At 39.1% G+C, this 18,740-nt stretch carries 16 protein-coding genes; 1 reads left to right on the top strand and 15 read right to left on the bottom strand.

The genetic code is table 11. The features are described 5' to 3' along the window. Positions 1 to 326 precede the first annotated feature (326 nt). From MKX72_RS07895 to MKX72_RS07855, 9 genes are all read right to left on the bottom strand, one after another. Positions 327 to 1,379, bottom strand: a complete 1,053-nt coding sequence (locus MKX72_RS07895) for a pyruvate kinase (protein ID WP_034266621.1) — start codon at positions 1,377 to 1,379, stop codon at positions 327 to 329. A gap of 129 nt (positions 1,380 to 1,508) precedes the next feature. Further along, a complete protein-coding gene (locus tag MKX72_RS07890; protein ID WP_028413965.1) occupies positions 1,509 to 2,390 on the bottom strand; it encodes a glycine betaine ABC transporter substrate-binding protein in 882 nt (293 codons plus the stop codon). Between the two features lie 21 nt (positions 2,391 to 2,411). Then, on the bottom strand, positions 2,412 to 3,275 hold the full coding sequence (locus MKX72_RS07885; RefSeq protein ID WP_028413966.1) for an ABC transporter permease: 864 nt from the start codon (positions 3,273 to 3,275) through the stop codon (positions 2,412 to 2,414). A gap of 2 nt (positions 3,276 to 3,277) precedes the next feature. Beyond that, the gene (locus MKX72_RS07880) at positions 3,278 to 4,531 is read right to left on the bottom strand and encodes a quaternary amine ABC transporter ATP-binding protein (protein WP_155008601.1); all 1,254 of its coding nucleotides are present in this window, start codon (positions 4,529 to 4,531) and stop codon (positions 3,278 to 3,280) included. 81 nt (positions 4,532 to 4,612) lie between these two features. Continuing rightward, positions 4,613 to 5,761, bottom strand: a complete 1,149-nt coding sequence (locus tag MKX72_RS07875) for an aromatic ring-hydroxylating oxygenase subunit alpha (RefSeq protein ID WP_047751332.1) — start codon at positions 5,759 to 5,761, stop codon at positions 4,613 to 4,615. 66 nt (positions 5,762 to 5,827) lie between these two features. Continuing rightward, a complete protein-coding gene (solA, locus tag MKX72_RS07870) occupies positions 5,828 to 6,988 on the bottom strand; it encodes an N-methyl-L-tryptophan oxidase (protein ID WP_155008602.1) in 1,161 nt (386 codons plus the stop codon). Positions 6,989 to 7,018: 30 nt separating this feature from the next. After that, the gene (locus MKX72_RS07865) at positions 7,019 to 9,442 is read right to left on the bottom strand and encodes a GcvT family protein (protein WP_235918786.1); all 2,424 of its coding nucleotides are present in this window, start codon (positions 9,440 to 9,442) and stop codon (positions 7,019 to 7,021) included. Between the two features lie 363 nt (positions 9,443 to 9,805). Then, positions 9,806 to 10,447, bottom strand: coding sequence for a 3-hexulose-6-phosphate synthase (hxlA, locus tag MKX72_RS07860; RefSeq protein ID WP_013056245.1), 642 nt, complete (start codon positions 10,445 to 10,447; stop codon positions 9,806 to 9,808). Between the two features lie 203 nt (positions 10,448 to 10,650). Next, entirely contained in the window at positions 10,651 to 11,016 is a 366-nt protein-coding gene (locus MKX72_RS07855; protein WP_014460848.1) for a winged helix-turn-helix transcriptional regulator, read from the bottom strand. Between the two features lie 164 nt (positions 11,017 to 11,180). Between MKX72_RS07855 and zwf the strand changes: the two genes are divergently transcribed. Then, complete coding sequence (zwf, locus tag MKX72_RS07850; protein WP_080974242.1) at positions 11,181 to 12,695, top strand: glucose-6-phosphate dehydrogenase; 1,515 nt, start codon at positions 11,181 to 11,183, stop codon at positions 12,693 to 12,695. A gap of 182 nt (positions 12,696 to 12,877) precedes the next feature. Here zwf and MKX72_RS07845 read toward each other — a convergent pair whose 3' ends face one another. From MKX72_RS07845 to MKX72_RS07820, 6 genes are all read right to left on the bottom strand, one after another. Beyond that, positions 12,878 to 13,126, bottom strand: coding sequence for a hypothetical protein (locus MKX72_RS07845; protein ID WP_033578485.1), 249 nt, complete (start codon positions 13,124 to 13,126; stop codon positions 12,878 to 12,880). 38 nt (positions 13,127 to 13,164) lie between these two features. After that, positions 13,165 to 13,650: a PaaI family thioesterase gene (locus tag MKX72_RS07840; protein ID WP_155008604.1), complete on the bottom strand. Its 486-nt coding sequence runs from the start codon at positions 13,648 to 13,650 to the stop codon at positions 13,165 to 13,167. Between the two features lie 139 nt (positions 13,651 to 13,789). Next, on the bottom strand, positions 13,790 to 14,632 hold the full coding sequence (locus tag MKX72_RS07835) for an aldo/keto reductase (RefSeq protein ID WP_048018532.1): 843 nt from the start codon (positions 14,630 to 14,632) through the stop codon (positions 13,790 to 13,792). Positions 14,633 to 14,750: 118 nt separating this feature from the next. After that, a complete protein-coding gene (locus MKX72_RS07830) occupies positions 14,751 to 15,995 on the bottom strand; it encodes a Bcr/CflA family efflux MFS transporter (RefSeq protein ID WP_028413975.1) in 1,245 nt (414 codons plus the stop codon). A 199-nt stretch (positions 15,996 to 16,194) separates the two neighbouring features. Beyond that, positions 16,195 to 17,382, bottom strand: a complete 1,188-nt coding sequence (gene megL, locus MKX72_RS07825) for a methionine gamma-lyase (RefSeq protein WP_033578482.1) — start codon at positions 17,380 to 17,382, stop codon at positions 16,195 to 16,197. A 154-nt stretch (positions 17,383 to 17,536) separates the two neighbouring features. Next, entirely contained in the window at positions 17,537 to 18,586 is a 1,050-nt protein-coding gene (locus MKX72_RS07820; protein WP_028413977.1) for an NAD(P)/FAD-dependent oxidoreductase, read from the bottom strand. Between the last annotated feature and the right edge of the window lie 154 nt (positions 18,587 to 18,740).

The following is an 18,740-nucleotide window of genomic DNA, read 5'->3' as shown; positions in this document are numbered from 1 at the left end:
CTATTTTTGTACAGAAGAATATTTATTGTGCAAGAGGTGAAGATTAATTCCCCAATTAGAAATTGACGTTTTAAAACGCCATATAAAGATAAGCCCATGCCTGTACAGGCATGGGCTTATCTCATAATATATTTGTACACAATAAGGTAATGAAAAGTAATTTATGCTTTGGGGAATCACATAAATTATGACAACATAGGTATAAATACTTATATGCAAAATGCAAAGCATTCATTAATTGAATTGTACTTGGATAGTAGAAAACATTGCCACTTTTTTTAATTTAAATATATTTTTTAAACTTACATATCTACTTGCTGTACTTTTTATCTCGAGCTCTTTAACATTGCCAAAATCTCTGCGGAGCTCGCAACTCTTTTATTTTGAATCGTTTCAGCAAGATGTGATACTTTATAAAGTGTTTCCATGCTTTCAATCGGATATTTCCCAGCTGCTGTTTCAGCAGAAAGCATCACTGCATTCGTGCCGTCCAGTACTGCCTGAAACACATCCGTCACCTCGGCTCTTGTAGGAATTGCGCTGCTCACCATTGATTGAAGCATTTGTGTCGCGGTGATCACATATTTATCGTGCAAGCTGCATTCATGAATTAATATTTTTTGGAGCAAAGGAATCCATTCATACGGTAGCTCTACCCCTAAATCTCCTCGTGCAATCATAATTCCATCGCCTTCTTCACATATTTGCTTGAAATTTTCTATAGCTTCCATTGTTTCCACTTTCGCAATCAGCTTTGGTGCATTTAGATGTTTTAAATGGATAAAATCTTTAATGTCTTTTAAATGTTCAGGGGTTCTTACGAACGAACAAGCAAGAAAATCTACTTTTTCTTTCAATAAGAATACGATGTCTTTTTTGTCTTTTTCAGTAATGGCCGGCAAACCGACGCGAGCACCTGGCAAATTCACGCCTTTATGAGACGAAATAGATCCGCCCTTTTTTACCTTTGTGACAAGTGTATCTTCTTCTACTCCTTCAACAGCCAGTTCTACTTGACCGTCATTGATTAAGATTTTGCTTCCTGTTTGAACATCCTTCACGATACCCTTATAGTCAACGCTGGCTCCTTTTTCATTTCCTGACATCTGCTCTGTATATAAAATAAAAGATGCGCCTTCTTTTAACACTATTTCTTTTGACTTTATCACTCCAAGTCTAATTTTAGGACCTTGTAAATCTCCTAAAATTTGAATAGAGGAATTTAAAGATCTTAACGTATCTATAATTGTTTTATGACTTTCATGCGACCCATGAGATAAATTCAGCCGAGCAATTGTCATTCCTTTTTCCAACAGTCTCTCTAGTACATCTTTCTTATTACTAACAGGTCCGATTGTACAGATTCTATCGATTGCCACTGCCTTTCACCATCCTTTTAATGTAGGATGCCCATTTCCATAAAAGAGATAAGCTTTATACAAAAATAGGTATATCACCACAAAAAAATGCCTCTTAGTCAATAACTTGCCTAAGAGACAGCCTTTTTATTACTTTACCCAGCTTTCCGTCACTTTCTTATTTTTAGAAATCCAGTTTTTCACGCCTTTTGTTTCGTCTTTTGCACTGTTAATTTCTGATTCTAATGATGCCAATTGATCAGCGCTAATCGAAAAATCTTTAAGCCACTTTGCTGCTTCTGGATAATCTTCCTTAAAAGCTTTTTTACTGATTGACTGTATTTTCTCAGGTCCAGTTGGATTCATCGTATTTTTGGGATCTTTTAAGTATCTGAGATTATACTTTTCAAAAGCCCAGTGCGGGCGCCATAACGTAACAACAATAGGTTCTTTATTAGCAATGGCTTTATCCAATTCCGATAGCATCGCAGCTGTACTGCTCTCTACTAAATTCCAGTCTGTTAACCCATAGCTGGGCATGGCATGGTCTTTCGTAAGACCATTGATTCCAGATCCCGGTTCAATGCTAATAATCTTTCCGTTAAACTCCCCTTTCTTATTTTTTAAATCACCTATCGACTGCGCGTCTACATAGTCGGGAACGGCTAATCCGCTGTCTGCTTGATCGTACCAAGTGCCGAGAACGTCTACTTGTTTTCCGAATCTTTTCATGTAAGAACTATGGGTAGTAGGCATCCATACATCCAAAAATAAATCAATATTTCCTTGAGCAACTCCTGAGAAAAGCGGGGCTACGTCACTTTGAACTGCTTTAACTTTATAGCCTTTTTCCTCTAATAATTCCTTCCATAAAAACGTAACGGCTACGGCTTCGTCCCATGGTATGTACCCAATTGTAATTTCTTTTTTAGTCGTCGTGCCGCTTGCCGTATTGCTATTTCCGCATGCAGAGACAAGCAGCATGACGACGATTGTTAGCATAATAAAAGAAATTTTTTTTGAATGTTTCATCTAATCCCACCTTTATCCATTTTATTTGCTTGATTGAATATCTTGGCTTTTTCGAGTAGAAAGATGCGTTAAACGATCTAAGATAACGGCAATAATAACAACCGCAATCCCACCGATAAACCCTAAGCCTACATCCAGCATACTGATGCTTCGTAATACCTCTGCACCTAGGCCTCCCGCACCGACCATGGAAGAAATAACAACCATCGAAAGTGATAGCATAATAACTTGGTTTACACCCGACATAATCATAGGCAAAGCGAGCGGCAGCTGGACTTTAATTAATTTTTGCCATTCTGTCGCTCCAAAAGCTTCCGCTGCTTCTAAAGTGGTGTGCGGAACTTGCTGAAGCCCAAGCAGCGTCAGACGAACGGCAGGCGGCATTGCGAAAATAAACGTAGCAATAAGAGCTGTAACATTCCCTAATCCAAATAAAAGTACGGAAGGAATTAAGTAAACAAAAGCAGGCATCGTTTGCATAATATCAAGAATAGGCTTTATGACTGCCCCCACTTTGTTAAAGCGGTGTGATAATATGCCTAAAGGAACGCCGAATAAAAGTGAGATAATCGTAGAAGCTAAAACGAGAGATAAGGTCAGCATTGATGCTTCCCATAAATCCAAGCTAATAATAAGAAGTAACCCAAAACACGTAAATGCAGCTATCTTCCAATCTGTCAACCATAGCGCTAATAGAACAAAAACAAGGACAGTTACTAGCGGAGGAGAGGCTGTCAATGCCCATTCAAGGCTGCTGATTAAACTGGTCATTATCTGGTTGATTCCAGTAAATACACCTGAAAAACTATCAATCATGTAATCAACAAATGAATTTGCCCATTTATCTAAAGGAATACGAGGAATCATCGCAGCATTCACCATCATATTTATCGAACCTCCACTTGATATGATTTAACTTCTTGCTGCTCGGTCACTGTAATACGTTCAGTGAGATTTGCAATAAGAGTGCTCGGGGAAATCATACCTTGTAGGCGATGATGATTATCAACAATGACTACAGGCGAATGACTGTCTGTAAATAGAGGAATCATTTCTTGTAAAGACATATCAGGATTGACGCAATGCGGCTGTGTCAATGCTTTTCCTTTTAAATCATGCTTATGAGCTTCAATAAGCTCCATCACTGTATAGATGCTCATCATACCTAATAAGCGGTCAGAACTATCAAGAACAAAAATCGTAGATAAATGATTGGTTCTCATTCTTCTTAATATAACTTGTGGTGATTCATACTCATAGGCAGCCGTTTCTACCGGAATAACAGCGTCTTTAGCAAGGCGGATTTTGCCGTAATTAACGTCTTGAACAAGCAGTTTTACATAATCGGTTGCGGGTTGACTTAAAATATCTTCAGCCGTTCCAAGCTGTACAATCTCTCCGTCTTTCATTACGGCAGCCCGGTGCCCTAAAGTTAATGCTTCATCTAGATCATGCGTTACAAAGATAACTGTTTTTTGTACTTCTCCTTGAATATCAAGAAATAGCTTTTGCATATCTCTTCGAATAAGAGGATCTAACGCCGAAAAAGGCTCATCCATCAGCAAAATCTCTTGTTCAGAAGCAAGGGCTCTCGCTAATCCAACCCGCTGCTGCATACCTCCTGATAATTCATAAATTCTTTTATAAGCTTGTCCATTTAACCCCACCATTTCAAGCGCCTCTTTCCCTCGCTTTTCCCTTTCGCTTGCTGATATGCCTTGAATTTCTAGACCGAACGTAATATTGTCAATTACGGTGCGGTTTGGAAGAAGGCCTACATTTTGGAATACCATTCCAATTTTATTTCTTCGTACTTGCTGAAGCTGTCTTTTTGGCATATGAGAAATATCTGTATTTTCTAGATATACCGTCCCTTCTGTTGGTTCTATAAGTCCGTTCAAACATCGAAGTAAAGTAGATTTACCGCTTCCTGATAATCCAATTAACACAAAGGTTTCTCCCTTTTTCACTTCGAAATGAGCATTGTAAATAGCAACGGTTGTCTTAGTAGCTTGTTCGACTTCATATTTACTTTGTCCAGACTCTCTCAGCTTAAGAGCCTGTTCTTTTTGACGGCCAAACACTTTTGAAACATCGGTAACGCGGATAATGGGTTCTGTTAGTTTAGAGCTTGTACTCAATTTATTTCCCCCTTATTTTTAAAGTAGATTGTTAGAGATGGTCTGGCACACCGAGATAATGTGCCAGACCGCTTCTATTTACTATTCGACCTTCATACCGATTGCTTCTAATACATAATTGTAAAAATGCGAAACGTGCTGTTCGATAGGTACTAAAATCCCTCCTTCTTTATAAGATTTTGAGCTCATATTCTCTTGACACCACTCACACGCTTCAAAATCTTGTAAATTAACGCGGTGAAATAATTCCACGGCATCTTTTGGGTCAAAATCAGGCTTAGCCATTTCTTCCGGGTCGAATAACCATTCGCAAATTACTTTGGACTTTTCTGCACTGATTGGAATAATACGATGAATAATAACGTGATCTGGTGTTAAGTTGATAAATACAAGCGGCAGAACGGTAATGCCAAAATACGTGCGGTCATCTTCAGGAAGCAACCCTTTTAACATAGGACGGCTTCCTTTCCCGCTAATTGAAAAACCTTCTAACTCATTGCCAAACTTAGCTCCACCGCCTACTGAATTTTGAGTGCCGACTCCCGAACGAAATTCAGGGAGCGTTGCCGTAAGCTCAGGGTGAATAGAGGAACAGTGATAACACTCTTGAAAGTTTTCTACAATAAGCTTCCAGTTTGCCTCGACTTCGTACTCTTCACGATGAGCGGATTTTAAATTTTGAATTTCATACCTAGCAAACGTATAAAGCTCTCCAAAACGATCAAAAATTTGTGCGTCTAGCTGATATTCAACAGATATCGGATTGTCTGATAAATTAACCCAAACCATGCCGTGCCACACTTCAATGTGAACGGATGTTAGTCCGTAACTTTCGTTATGCACGAGTTCTTCTCGACAGTGGCTTGTGTTAGGAACACCTACTAAATCACCATCTAAGCTATAGCTCCACGAATGATACGGACAGCGAATGACCCCTGCTTTACCTGATGCTTGGCTGCACAGCTTAGCTCCTCGATGCCGACATACGTTTAAAAATCCTCGCAGTATATGGTCTTTTCCTCTAGTAATTAAAATATTTTCGCCTTCAACTCTCGTTGTAATATATTGTCCTGGTTCTGCTATTTCGTATTCAAATGCAACTAAACTCCATGATTTAGAAAATATATGATCTTTTTCTAACTTAAAAATGTCCGAAGATGTATACAGCTCTCCTTTCAACGTGGGCTCAAGTCTCCCATTATCATTTACTAAACCATGTTCCATAACCATCTGCTATTCCTCCTTCGCTTCTTTAGAAACATTTAAATAGAACCATTCGCAAGAGCTGACGACGATTTATACTATTTTGTTCGCCGCAAATCGCTGCGGAGCAAACAAATCAATTGGGTGATTGGTTTTTCCCTCTGTCACTAAATCTGCTAAAATCTCTCCTACTACGCTTGCAAACTTAAAACCATGTCCGGAAAATCCCGCTGCAATTGCTACTTGAGGATATTCAGGATGCAGCGAAATGACAAAATGTTCATCTGGTGTATTGGTATACATGCACGTTTTCCCTTGTAAAAACCGACCGTTGAGCTGCGGAAGACCTTGAGCTAGATAGTGCCGCATCATGTTCACTTCATCTTCATATATATTTCGATCAATCGTTTCCGGCGTACACGCCGTTCCTTTTCGGAAAAACGCCACTTTTGCTCCTTCAGCCTTTAATCCAAAAGAAGGGAAACCATACAACTGTACATAATCATCTGCTTCCCAAATATAAATCGGCTGTTTTCCCACTGAAAAAACGTCTATTCCTTGTGTTGGTTCAAAAAACATTTGCACATGACGCTCTACTTGTAAGCTAACACCTAATTCCCGTAATAAATCGGGTGCCCAGGCGCCTGCAGAAATAATGATTTTTCCAGCTTCATATATTCTATTAGCTGTTACAACACGCACGCCTTCACCAGAAGGATGGGCTTCCCACGACACCACTTCTTCAAAAAAATGAAGCTCAGCTCCGTATTTTTCTGCTTGAAGAAGGTGAGTATATACGCTTGCTTCCGGCCTAACGAATCCAGCTTTTTCTTCATATAGAGCAACCGTAGCAGGTGAAGGTGTAAATACCGGAAACCGTTTGTAAATATCCTTTGCTTCTAGAATCTCATACGCAAGATTCCACTGTTTAGAGCTTTCGATGCTTCCAGAAACCGTCAAGCTATCTGGAGGTCCCATCATAAGTCCACCGGTAACCGTAAGAATTTCTTGACCGCTTTCTCTTTCAATTTCATTCCACAATTCGTAGGCGCGAAGCAACAATGGAACATAAGCAGGGTCTTCAAAATACGACTGCCGAATAATTCTAGAACCGCCGTGACTCGATCCTAGATCATGAGCAGGACCGTATTGTTCTAACCCCAATACCCGCTGCCCTTTTTTGGCGAGCTGATAAGCAGCCGTACTCCCCATAGCTCCTAATCCGATAATAATGACATCATAATGTGTTGACATCTGCATTCCTCCTGCCTTTCGATTGATCAATTAAACTACCGCTGGGGAGTGTGTCATCATTGCTGCTTTATAACGCTGACCAAAGTATTCAACTTCTAAGACCATTTCTTCATGTACAGCTTGAGATAATAAGGTGTGTACAATTCCTTTGCCTAAGCTGTATGAATAGCCAGCACTTGTCACAAATCCGAGGGCCGTTTCTCCATAAAAGACCGGTTCATATCCCATTACTATCGCTGAAGGATCATCTAATACGAGCGTCGCTAATACTGTTTCAGAATCTTTTCGCTGACGATCAAGCAATGCCTCTTTTCCAATAAAAACTGGTTTTGTTAAATCAACCATTTCATGAAGGTCGACTTCATATGGATGATGTTCGCTCCAAAAGTCTTTCCCGCTTTTTAACGAAAAAGATTCAATTCGAAGGTTTTCAAGAGCTCGGTCTCCCCCAGCAATCAGCTGATAAGGCTGTCCTTCTTCCATTAATAAATCCCATAAATTCAGACCTTGATCGGAAGTCGTAATCAATTCCCAGCTCTCCATTCCCCCGCAGGAATCACGCAGAGCAAGGACTGAAACATTTTCGATAAACAGCGTTTTCGCTTGCCCTTCAATCCAAGTGTTGCCAAGGTCTGAGCGTTGAACCATGGACTTCATTACTCCTGTAGCTTTAGGGCCAATTAATGCTAAACTGCATGTCCCTGACGTTACATCTTGAAAAACAACTTGATCGCTGTGTGGCACGTGTTTTTGAATCCAGCTTGCTTCTACAGCTCCCGTACAAACAATCAAGAAAGTGGATATATTTTTGCGAATAACCGTTATTTGATCTTTTATGCCGCCTCGCTCATGCAACATACACGTGCGTATGCTTTGACCTACTGCAATGTCTATATTTCCTGTCGTTAGCTTCTGTAAAAACTGGAGAGCTCCTTCTCCTTTAATTTCTAACCTTTTCTTTGCTGCCGTTGTATCGTAAAGAGCTGCGTGCTGACGAGTATGCAAATGTTCAGCTTCAATAATTGGTGACCAATATTCAGCAGCCCATCCATTTCTTATTACCATCACCTTTTCATAAGTAGATATAAGCGGATAGTTAGCTTCATACCACTGGGGCTGCTCCCATCCTGCTTTTTCATTAAAATAAGCTTTCAGTTCTTGTTGACGCATATAAAATGGACTCACGCGCATGTTTCGCGATACTTTTCGCTGCATAAATGGATGGTGAATACTATAAACCTCTTCATACTCTTCAATAGACCGCTGTTTGTAATAAGCAGGGCTGCATGCATACGTATCGAAACGATTAATGTCGCATAGCTCTAAATCCACAGTCGGCGCACCATTCATCATCCATTCAGCCATTTGTTTTGCGACACCTGCAGAGTGCGTTACCCATATAGCTTCTGCTACCCAAAATCCCTGTACCGTTTGTGATTCACCAAGCAGCGGCATACCATCGGGCGTGAATGAAAAAATGCCGTTCATTCCTTTTTTTATTCCCGTTTGTTTTAATGCCGGAATTAACTCTATTGAATCTTCCCACGGTTTTTCAAAATCTTTTGGTGTAAAAGGTTTAACAGAAGGCATTTCTTTTGTTTCTCCGTATTTTGTAATATCACTGAGTTCGACTGGAAACGGCTCATGCTGATATGATCCAATCCCAAGCCCTTTTTCTACTTGACGAAAATAAATTGAATTATCTTGATCTCGAATAAGAGGAGTGGCGGCTTCTTCCGTTTCTCCGTTCAACTCAAGTAAATCATTTGTAAACACATATTGATGAGCCATTGGCTGAAGAGGGATCGTTACACCGACCATTTCTCCGATGCGAGGTCCCCAAAATCCAGCACAGCATACGATTACATCTGCTTCGAATTTCCCGACACTTGTGTACACTGCTTTTACTTGACCCTTTGTCACTTCAATATCCGTCACTTCTGTATGACCGTAAAACTCTACTCCGCACTCTTTAGAAAAACGAGTCATTTTATCAACGGCATGCAAAGGTTTAGCAATACCGTCTGACGGAACATAGAGACCTCCGCAAATACGATCAGGACAAAGCAACGAATTTTTTTCCGCGCATTCCTGCGGTGAAAGAAGAAAAGCTTCGATTCCCCATGAGCTGGCAACACCAGCCTTTCTCTTTAGATCTTCTAATCGCTCTGGTGCACGGGCAACTTCTAAACTGCCGACAGGATAAAACGAGCGCTGTTCATCTGTACTCAACTCTTTAAAGGTCTCGACTGTTTGAGAAGCTAGTGTTGTCAGGATTTTTGAAAAGCTAAGCTGAAATACAAGCCCCGGAGCGTGAGAGGTAGATCCTCCTGTTTCTAGCAAAGGGCCTTGCTCAATCACTGTTATGTTTCGTTGCCCCATTTTACTTAAATAGTAGGCAATGCTGCACCCGACAATTCCAGCTCCTATCACTACTATTTTCTTATGTTCCATCACTTCATATCTCCCTCCTTTTTTGGTTTGAAGGTGTTAAATATTGTCGATAGTTAATTATATTTTTAATTTTCTTAATTTTCAAAGTATTTTGTTAAAAAGTGTGACATAGATTTTTTTTGCACTTTCTTCCGCTAATGTTCGGATAACGCTTTCTTAACTTTAAAATCCCAGAAAAATCGCTGTTTTTTTCTCTCGAATAACGAATTTTAAAGAAACTATCTATCTGTCAAAATGACACTTATCAATGAATGGTTATACCAAAAATGACGGAAAGAAGATAGCTAAAATAACTTAGCTATCTTCTTTTTAAACCATTTACCGATTAATTAATTTTGAAGGCTTAAATACTTTTGCTTATTTTTAGACCAAAGTTGCTTGTTTGACTACTTTTTTCATTTCTTCTGCAACGTTTCTTTTGTCTTTTTCACTTGTAATCCCCCCTCCTACAATCACAAGATCCGGCTGTGACTGCACGACTTCAGGAAGTGTATTTAGTTTAATACCTCCTGCCACCGCTGTTTTTGCATTTTTCACAACTCGTTTAATCGTTTGAAGCTGCTCAAACGGAGTCTCTCCTTCAGCTTGAAGATCATACCCTGTGTGTACACAAATATAGTCAACACCGAGTGCATCGACTTCTTTTGCACGTTGTTCAAGGTTTTTTACATTAATCATATCGACAAGAATTTGTGTTCCTTGTTTTTTGGCCTCTTCTACAGCGCCTTTTATAGTCGAATCATCAGTAGCACCAAGAATGGTAATAATACTAGCACCCGCTTCAGAAGCTTTCATGACTTCATAAGCACCTGCATCCATAATTTTCAAATCAGCTAATACCTTTAAAGACGGAAATGCTTCCTTGATTTCTTTGACTGCTTTTAGCCCTTCGTTAATCACAACCGGAGTACCAATTTCTACAATATCGATATACTCTTGAACCTCCTGCACTACTTCTTTTGCCTCTGAAATATTTACAAGATCCAATGCTAATTGAAGTTCCATACCTGCTTCACTCCTTCATTAAATGGGGTTGCCTAGCATGAATTCATTGTAAAACCGTTACTTTCAAAAAAAAAGTAGGCACTTTTAAAACATATAGTCACTAAAAATATACTATGGATGCTTCGGTGTATCTTATCACTTGTATTTATTTTAGAAAATTCTGAATAATAAAGGCGTTTTTGTAACCTTCTCAAGAAAAGATTTTATCCCATATGTGTGGAGTTATTCATTTCAGGTTCTATAAAGGTTTCCATATAATTTTTTCCCCACTCGTCCATGCTTTCAAGAATGGGCATCAAGCTTCTCCCGTGCTCAGTCAAGGAATATTCAACTTTTGGAGGTACAACCGGATAGACTTTTCGGTGAACGATTTGATCTTCTTCTAATTCTCGCAGCTGACTTACTAACATTCGCTGAGTAATTCCCGGCATCATAGATTTTAACTCACCAAATCGCTTTGTTCCTTCTTTTCCTAGATGCCACATAATCAACATTTTCCACTTGCCTCCAATAATCGTCAACGTTAATTCCTTTTCACAGTTAAACGTTTTGCTAAAAAGTCTGCTCAATCCTTTTTCCTCCCTTTTTATGCGTAATAGTATAGTTTTAGACACTATATGAAAATAAAGTGTCTACTTATAAAGGAAAATTGTACCTGCTATACTGTAATCTGTAAAGATGGTAAAAGACTATATTCACTGCAACAGACCGTTAAAATAAAGGAGGAGATCAATTGGACAGCGTAGCTCGTTCACGTGATAATTGTCTCAAGTCTCATTTACCACAAGCGTTAGAAGTGGATTCCATGACCTTTATCTTATTTGGAGCAACAGGAGATTTAGCTAAAAGAAAAATTTTTCCTGCGTTATATAATTTATTTTTAGATAAAAAGCTGCCTTCTTCCTTTTCTATTGTTGGTACGGGTAGAAGCAACTGGTCTAATGATGCCTTTCAAATATATGTAGGAGAATCCGTAAAGACTTTTTCAAGGCGCTTTAGCCAAGGTGAATCCAAGATAAAAGAATTTCTTAAGACAGTTCGCTATCATAAAATGGATGTTACCAACAGTGATGGATATGACCAGTTGCTGCATGCTATTCAAGAAGGTGAAGCAGAATTAAATATTCCTGAAAATCGTCTTTTCTATTTATCAGTGGCTCCTGAATTTGTAGACGTTATTGCTTCAAATATAAATAGCGGCGGATTAGGATCTACAAAAGGCTGGAAACGTCTTATTATCGAAAAGCCTTTCGGACACGATTTACAATCTGCTCAAGTGTTAAATCAAAAGCTTACTGAAACGTTCAATGAAGAAGAGATCTATCGTATCGACCACTATCTGGGAAAACCAATGATTCAAAATTTGGAGGCTCTAGCAGCTGCAAACCCTATTTTACAAGCACTATGGAATCATCACTACGTTGCAAATGTCCAAATTACAGCTAGTGAAACAGTTGGTGTAGAAGAAAGAGCGCCTTACTATGATCAGTCCGGTGCAATTAGGGATATGTTCCAAAACCATATGCTTCAAATGCTTATGATGACTGCCATGCAGCTGCCAAAGACACTTAACATCGCAAAGACTCGCCAACAAAAGATAAAAATTATGAAAAGCCTTCGCCCTCTACAAAAAGAGGTTATCCATTCGAACGTCATAAGAGGTCAATACGAAGCGGGAAAAATCCAAAATCGTTCCGTTATAGGATATAAAGAAGAGCCCGGCATCAATGCTGCTTCCGTCAATGACACATTTATAGCAGTCCGGGTATGGATTGATCATGAGCTTTGGAAAGGAGTGCCTTTCTATCTTCGCACGGGAAAAAGAATGAGTAAAAAATGCACGCGTATCGTCATTGAATTTAAACATCCTTTAAAGGAGGTTTATACAGCCGATGAAATCATTCCTAACCTTTTAGTTGTCGAAATCAGCCCAAATGAAGGTATTTCGCTGCAATTAAACAGCAAAAATCCTTTGAATGGCAATAAAATCGAACCTATTTTTATCAATTTCTCCACAAATCAAAAAGAAGTACCAGAAGCTTATGAACTGCTGTTATTTGATGCTCTACAGGGAGACTCCACATTTTTTGCTCATTGGGAAGAAGTTGAATTATCTTGGAAATGGGTGCAGCCTATTTTAGAAGCTTTTAACAATGAGGGCTTTCCTCTTCATTTTTACTCTGCTGGTACAATGGGACCAACAGCTTCAAAGCATTTGTTAGAAGAAGATGGGTTTAAGTGGTGGTAGTTTTATAATTACCCTAGATTATTTCTAATCTATAAAAAGAGATTGAGACATAACTAAAACAATGGAAAGATCCGAATGATACATTGTTCGGACCTTCCTTTAACTAAAACATTCGTGTTCCATCCTCTTTTTGTACATGTTTCAAATAACTTCACCTGGCTAAATCTATGTCACTTAAAAAATTAAATCTTCGTATCTTCTTTATTTAATATCAGCCATTTGATTTTTCGATCTCGCTCTTTTCTTTCTTGTTCATCAACTAAATCATATTTCTTCAGCAAATGAAACATCTCGTTTAATGTTGTTTGCGAAGGGTTTCGCACGAGAAACTCATGAAATAATGAACGAATATCTTCTGGCAGCCACTGTGACTGCGAATTAAACTTCTGATGTACATCTTCTACCGAGTGGTCTAAATTACATTTACCCATACCTTTTCCTCCCCTTTTATGTAACTGTTTTGCATTTTTTAGTCTTCTTTTCGTTTAAACGTATTTGGCATAACAACTGCCACAATTTCTCCGGTCGCAACAACGATATCATTCGCGTATACTTCTGTTTTAACTTTCCATTTCTTCGGGTGAATTTCTTCAACCGTTCCTATCGCTTTTAGTACTTCACCCTGTGGCGTTGGTTTTTTAAAATCTACGTGGAGAGAACCGGTAACAAACCGCGGCGGCTCTGCTGAATCTCCTATTTCGCAGCCATTTTTACGGTATAGAGCAAGAGATGCAGAGCCTGTTCCATGACAATCAATCAGTGATGCAAGAAGTCCGCCATATACAAATCCTGGTATAGCTGTATGTTCAGGCTTAGGTGTATAAAGGGTAATTGTTTTTTCTCCTAGCCATCCTGTCCGAAAATGATAGCCGTCTTGATTTAATCGGCCGCAGCCGTAACACCATGCAAAATCATCCGGATATTCGTCTTGAATCGCTTTTACTACTTTTTCCATGGTTCACCACTCCTTTTTTCGGAATATTTTAACACATTTTCTCTTACAATCGTTAGAACTAAACGGACTATTTTCAAGCTTACATAACTAAAAATCTTAGAAGAAAAGCCTCACTTAAAAAATAAGTGAGGCCTTATCGTTAAAATTCTTCATAGGCAGCGGGGTCTTGATTATTAAGTCTTCCATCTTCGCGGTTCAATTCTGAAAGCATATTCATCTCCGTTTCATCTAAAGAAAATGAAAAAATCGATATGTTTTCAAGCTGCCGCTTGCGAGATGACGATTTTGGGATTGAAATGGCGCCTAGCTGATAATGCCATCGCAAAATCACTTGTGAAACTGTCTTATTATGACGGTCTGCAATTTGTTTAATTGTTTCATTTTCTAAAACAGCACTCGCTCGTCCTAGTGGACTCCAAGATTCAATTTGAATGTTTTTCTCTTGATACCAATTTCGATATTGATGTTGATTAAAAAAAGGATGCAGTTCTATTTGATTGATGCTTGGTAAAATGCCGGTCTCTTTCTCCAAGCGCTCAATATGCTCGGGAAGAAAATTACAAACACCAATTGAACGAATCAAGCCCCAGCGCTTCGCATCAATCAGTGCTTGCCAAGCTTCTACATAATGATCTTGTTTAGGATTAGGCCAATGAATAAGATACAAATCGTAATAGTCTAAATTCGCCCGATATAAAGATTCTTGAATGGTAGGAATTGCTTTGTCATACGTATGGTATCGCCCTGGGAGTTTAGAGGTAACAAATAGTTCTTGTCTAGAAACCGGTGTTTTTCGGAGAGCTTGCCCCACAGTGCCTTCATTTTCGTAATTATAAGCAGTATCGATTAAACGATACCCTACATCAATCGCACTCGTTATAGCGTTGACTCCTTCATTTCCGTTAAGCTTGTATGTACCAAAACCTATAGCAGGCAAGGTTACCCCATCATTAAGGGTTATTTCAGGAATTACTTTACTCATTATTATCCACTCCTTTCGATCATGCCCTAAGGTTAGCATATATTATCCAATACTTGAATAAATTTGCATAACTCCTTTTCACAAAGGAGTGATGCTTTTAAAACAATCCAAAAAGCGATTACGGAGAAACCTCCGTTTTAAACTCGTTAACTTCGCACTTTTCTGCTTCTTTCTTGTTTTTAGTTAACGTAAAGAAAGCTACAAAACCTAAAAGCGCCGTACTAAATAAGATAGCAGCCATCGGAATCGCTGTTGTTTCGTTAATCCCTACTAAAGGAGAAACAATTGATCCTAAAGTTAATGGAAGCATACCTAACACGGCACTCGCACTCCCTGCTCTATGTCCTTGATTTTTCATTGCCAATGTCACCGAGCCTGTGATCGTCATTCCTATAGAGATCATGTAAATAAAAATGGGAATAACAATCGTAGCAAGCGGTCCTTTAAGCATAGTCATGATAAGAAGTACGCTAGTAGCACTTACAGCCGTAATCACGGCAATGCGAAGCAGGCTTCTTTCATGGATAATTCCGCTAAAGCGCCCAATAATAAAGCTTCCAGTCACAATAGCCAAGCCGTTAATACCAAACAAAATGCTAAAAACTTGCGGAGAAACATGGTATATCCCTTGATAGACAAATGGAGTGCCTGATACATAAGCAAAGCTTCCTCCATGGACCAGTCCGATAATTAGGGCATACCCAATAAAAGAACGGTCTTGTAATAAACTGCCCATTGTGCGAACAGAATGACCAATTGAACTTGGTGTTCTATTTTCAATGGGCAAAGTTTCTTTTAAACGCATTGAGATTGTTAAAACAATTAAAAGACCTATTAAACTTAAAAACAAGAAAATAGTATGCCAGCTTGCAAAAGGAAGAAGTAAAATAGCACCTCCGGCCATTGGTGCTATCATTGGTGCAAAGGCATTGATAACCATTAACAGAGCAAAAAACTTCGTAAGTTCTCTTCCGCTAAAGACGTCTCTGACAATGGCGCGAGAAAGAACAACTCCTGCCGAAGCCGTAAACCCCTGCAAAAAGCGTGCGATAACTAAAGCCGTGATAGTAGGAGCCAGTGCACAGAGCAATGACGATAACATAAATAAAGAGATGGAGATGAGTAAAGGTCCTTTTCGTCCCTTTGCATCACTGATTGGACCAATCACGATTTGACCAACGGCAAGTCCTAGTAAACACGATGTTAAGCTAAGCTGTACAAGTGAAGCTCGCGCATCTAAATGATCAGCAATAGCAGGAAAACTTGGCAAATACATATCGATATTAAGCGGACCTAATATCGCAAGCGTGCTGAGAAGAAACGCTAATCCTAGACGTTTTTTTCCAGTTGGATTATGAAGCATAATAGCAGAGCACCTTCCTTACCTAAATATTGTATTTTCACAGATAACCTCTAGTCTATTGAAAGGCACCCCTTCTGTCTAGGACATTTGTCTAGAGATGCAGATAAAGTTCCACTGGCAAAGAAGGAGGTATGAGTAACTACAACTACATACGGTTAACATAAAAAACAGCGCTTGAAATTCCTCCAAGCGCTGTTTTTTATATACTATCTAATGCCTGCTGTAAATCTCTCATAATATCTTCCCAAGCTTCCAGCCCAACTGATAAACGAAGAAGTTCATTTGAGATGCCCATTTCTTTTCGAGCTTCTTCCGGCACAACTGCATGCGTCATCGAGGCAGGATGCTGAATAAGTGTTTCAGCATCGCCAAGACTCACCGCGATGGAAATGAGCTTAAGCTGATTCACCACTTTTACGGTTTCTTTATAACCACCTTCCACTTCAAAAGAGAGAAGCCCCCCTCCTTTTTTCATTTGCTTTTTCATGAGAGAATAAGCAGTGCTGTTTTTATCCCCTGGATAATAAACGGCTTTTACCTTGGGATGGAGACTTAATTGTTTTGCGATATGTTCAGCATTCTCACAGTGGCGATCCATTCGAACGGCCAGTGTTTTTAAGCCTCGGAGTAACAGCCACGCATCAAATGGTGAAAGAATACCTCCAATATCTTTTTGCGTCGTTTTGCGCAGTACGGAAATAACCTCTTTGTCCCCTACTACAATTCCTGCCACAACATCTCCGTGTCCACCAATAAATTTAGTTGCGCTATGAATAACTAAGTCGCATCCAAGCTTCAGCGGCTGCTGCAAATAAGGAGTTGAAAAGGTATTGTCTACTACCACGGGAATTCCTTTTTGTTTGGCGATACAAGTCACTAACTCTAAATCTACTAAAGTCATAGTCGGGTTAATCGGTGTTTCAATATAAATACATGCTGTATCTTCTTTGATAGCAGCAAGAATTTCTTCCTCAGTTTCCAAGTTGGAAAAAGAATGATGGATTTGATATTTTTCCTCAAGCATTTCCAGTAAACCAAACGTGCATCCATACACTCCTTTAGAACATAAAATATGATCGCCTGCTTTTGTAAGTCCAATTAATACAGCCGATACTGCAGCCATTCCTGATCCAAATGCCAAAGCGGCTTCGCCTTCTTCAAGCTGTGCCATACGCTCTTCTAAAATGGTGACCGTCGGATTAGATAACCGAGAATATACATAACCATTTTCTTCTCCGCTAAATCGGTTTGCACCTTGTTCTAGAGATGAAAATGTAAATGTAGACGTTTGATAAATAGGTGGAGCTAAACTATCAAAATGATGTTTTGATTCGTACCCTGCGTGAATGGCTTTTGTTTCAAACTGATATTTCTTTTTTTCGTTCATACGGCTTCCCCCTTATGCAAACGAGCGCTGTGTCATTTTTAAAAATGTAAGCGTTTTCTTTTATTATATTTCTCTTTTCTTTTTTCGTTCCCTGCCTATCTATGTAGATAATTCCACCGTAGAGAAGGAAGCGACATGCACACTGCACCTCGCTTTACTTCATCATTTGTTTAATTAGTATTGAATTACGCTTTTTAAATACTTCATTATGAGAAGAAACCATAGCTGTCTTAGCAGCAGAGGGCTGAACGAATTGTTTTGCTTTGTTTACGGCATTAGCAGCATCTTGAAAAGCGCCGGTAATCAGATGGACTTTTCCTTCGTGCATGAGAATATCTCCAGCTGCATATACACCTTCTACAGACGTTTCGCTTGCTGCATTACCTGCAACGTAATAGTCATCAATGGTTTTGATATGTAGTTCGCTGTTTTTTAACAGCTCTGTATCTCTTTTATAACCGTGATTAATGATAACTTCGTCAATCGATAAATAAGAAACCTCACCGGTTTGATGATTAGTCAGCTCAACTTTTTCAATAAATTCATGCGTCGCATCAGCCACTAATTTTGTAATAGATGTGTTAAGCAGACACCGAGCCGAACTGTTTATTAATTGTCTTACTTGTGCTTCATGACCGTTTAGTTCACTGTTTCGGTACGTAATATATACCTTTTTAGCAACGGGCTCTAGCTCATTTGCCCAATCAATGGCTGAATTGCCTCCCCCGGAAACAATCACCGTTTTATTTTTAAAATGCTGCAGAGATTTAACCGTATAGTTTAAGTTTGATATTTCAAATCGTTCTGCTCCTTCAATTTTGAGCTTTTGCGGATTTAAAATACCTCCTCCAACAGCAAGGATAATGGTTTTAGAGTAATGATGTTCACCTGAAGAACCCGTCAGCTGGAAAATACCATCTTTCAAGCGAGAAATGGATTCAATCTTCTCATCTAAAACAACAGTCGGATCAAACGTCAGTCCTTGTTCCACAAGCTGTTCAATAAGCTTCGCACCGGAAATAGGCGTTTGGCCCCCTACATCCCAAATCATTTTTTCAGGATAAACGTGAAGTTTTCCGCCTAGTTTTGGCTGATATTCAATCAGCTTTGTTTTCATTTCCCTTAGCCCGCTATAAAAGGCAGAATAAAGGCCAGCCGGTCCCCCGCCTATAATTGTCACATCAAAAAGTTCATTGTGTATCATGCACGTTCACTCCTCGTAATCAATTGTCATTGATTATCATTCTCATTTAAATATACATCTTCTTCAACGTTTTGACAATAAAAATAACTATTGACATCCGGAAACGTTCGAATTATAGTATGTAAAGTAAACGATACTGATAATCATTATCAAG

This window comes from Priestia sp. FSL R5-0597 (assembly GCF_038006305.1).
Classification (GTDB): Bacteria; Bacillota; Bacilli; order Bacillales; family Bacillaceae_H; genus Priestia; species Priestia zanthoxyli.
Note: the sequence above shows the minus strand (reverse complement) of the source record. Positions and strands in the feature narration are given on the sequence as shown.

What these genes read in the sequence shown, in the direction of transcription:
- MKX72_RS07875 (WP_047751332.1), bottom strand. Translation starts at nt 5,761, where the DNA reads ATGGTTATGGAACATGGTTTAGTAAATGATAATGGGAGACTTGAGCCC.
- hxlA (WP_013056245.1), bottom strand. Translation starts at nt 10,447, where the DNA reads ATGGAACTTCAATTAGCATTGGATCTTGTAAATATTTCAGAGGCAAAA.
- MKX72_RS07820 (WP_028413977.1), bottom strand. Translation starts at nt 18,586, where the DNA reads ATGATACACAATGAACTTTTTGATGTGACAATTATAGGCGGGGGACCG.
- MKX72_RS07885 (WP_028413966.1), bottom strand. Translation starts at nt 3,275, where the DNA reads ATGATGGTGAATGCTGCGATGATTCCTCGTATTCCTTTAGATAAATGG.
- MKX72_RS07890 (WP_028413965.1), bottom strand. Translation starts at nt 2,390, where the DNA reads ATGAAACATTCAAAAAAAATTTCTTTTATTATGCTAACAATCGTCGTC.
- MKX72_RS07840 (WP_155008604.1), bottom strand. Translation starts at nt 13,650, where the DNA reads ATGGAAAAAGTAGTAAAAGCGATTCAAGACGAATATCCGGATGATTTT.
- MKX72_RS07835 (WP_048018532.1), bottom strand. Translation starts at nt 14,632, where the DNA reads ATGAGTAAAGTAATTCCTGAAATAACCCTTAATGATGGGGTAACCTTG.
- MKX72_RS07845 (WP_033578485.1), bottom strand. Translation starts at nt 13,126, where the DNA reads ATGGGTAAATGTAATTTAGACCACTCGGTAGAAGATGTACATCAGAAG.
- MKX72_RS07830 (WP_028413975.1), bottom strand. Translation starts at nt 15,995, where the DNA reads ATGCTTCATAATCCAACTGGAAAAAAACGTCTAGGATTAGCGTTTCTT.
- MKX72_RS07865 (WP_235918786.1), bottom strand. Translation starts at nt 9,442, where the DNA reads ATGGAACATAAGAAAATAGTAGTGATAGGAGCTGGAATTGTCGGGTGC.
- solA (WP_155008602.1), bottom strand. Translation starts at nt 6,988, where the DNA reads ATGTCAACACATTATGATGTCATTATTATCGGATTAGGAGCTATGGGG.
- megL (WP_033578482.1), bottom strand. Translation starts at nt 17,382, where the DNA reads ATGAACGAAAAAAAGAAATATCAGTTTGAAACAAAAGCCATTCACGCA.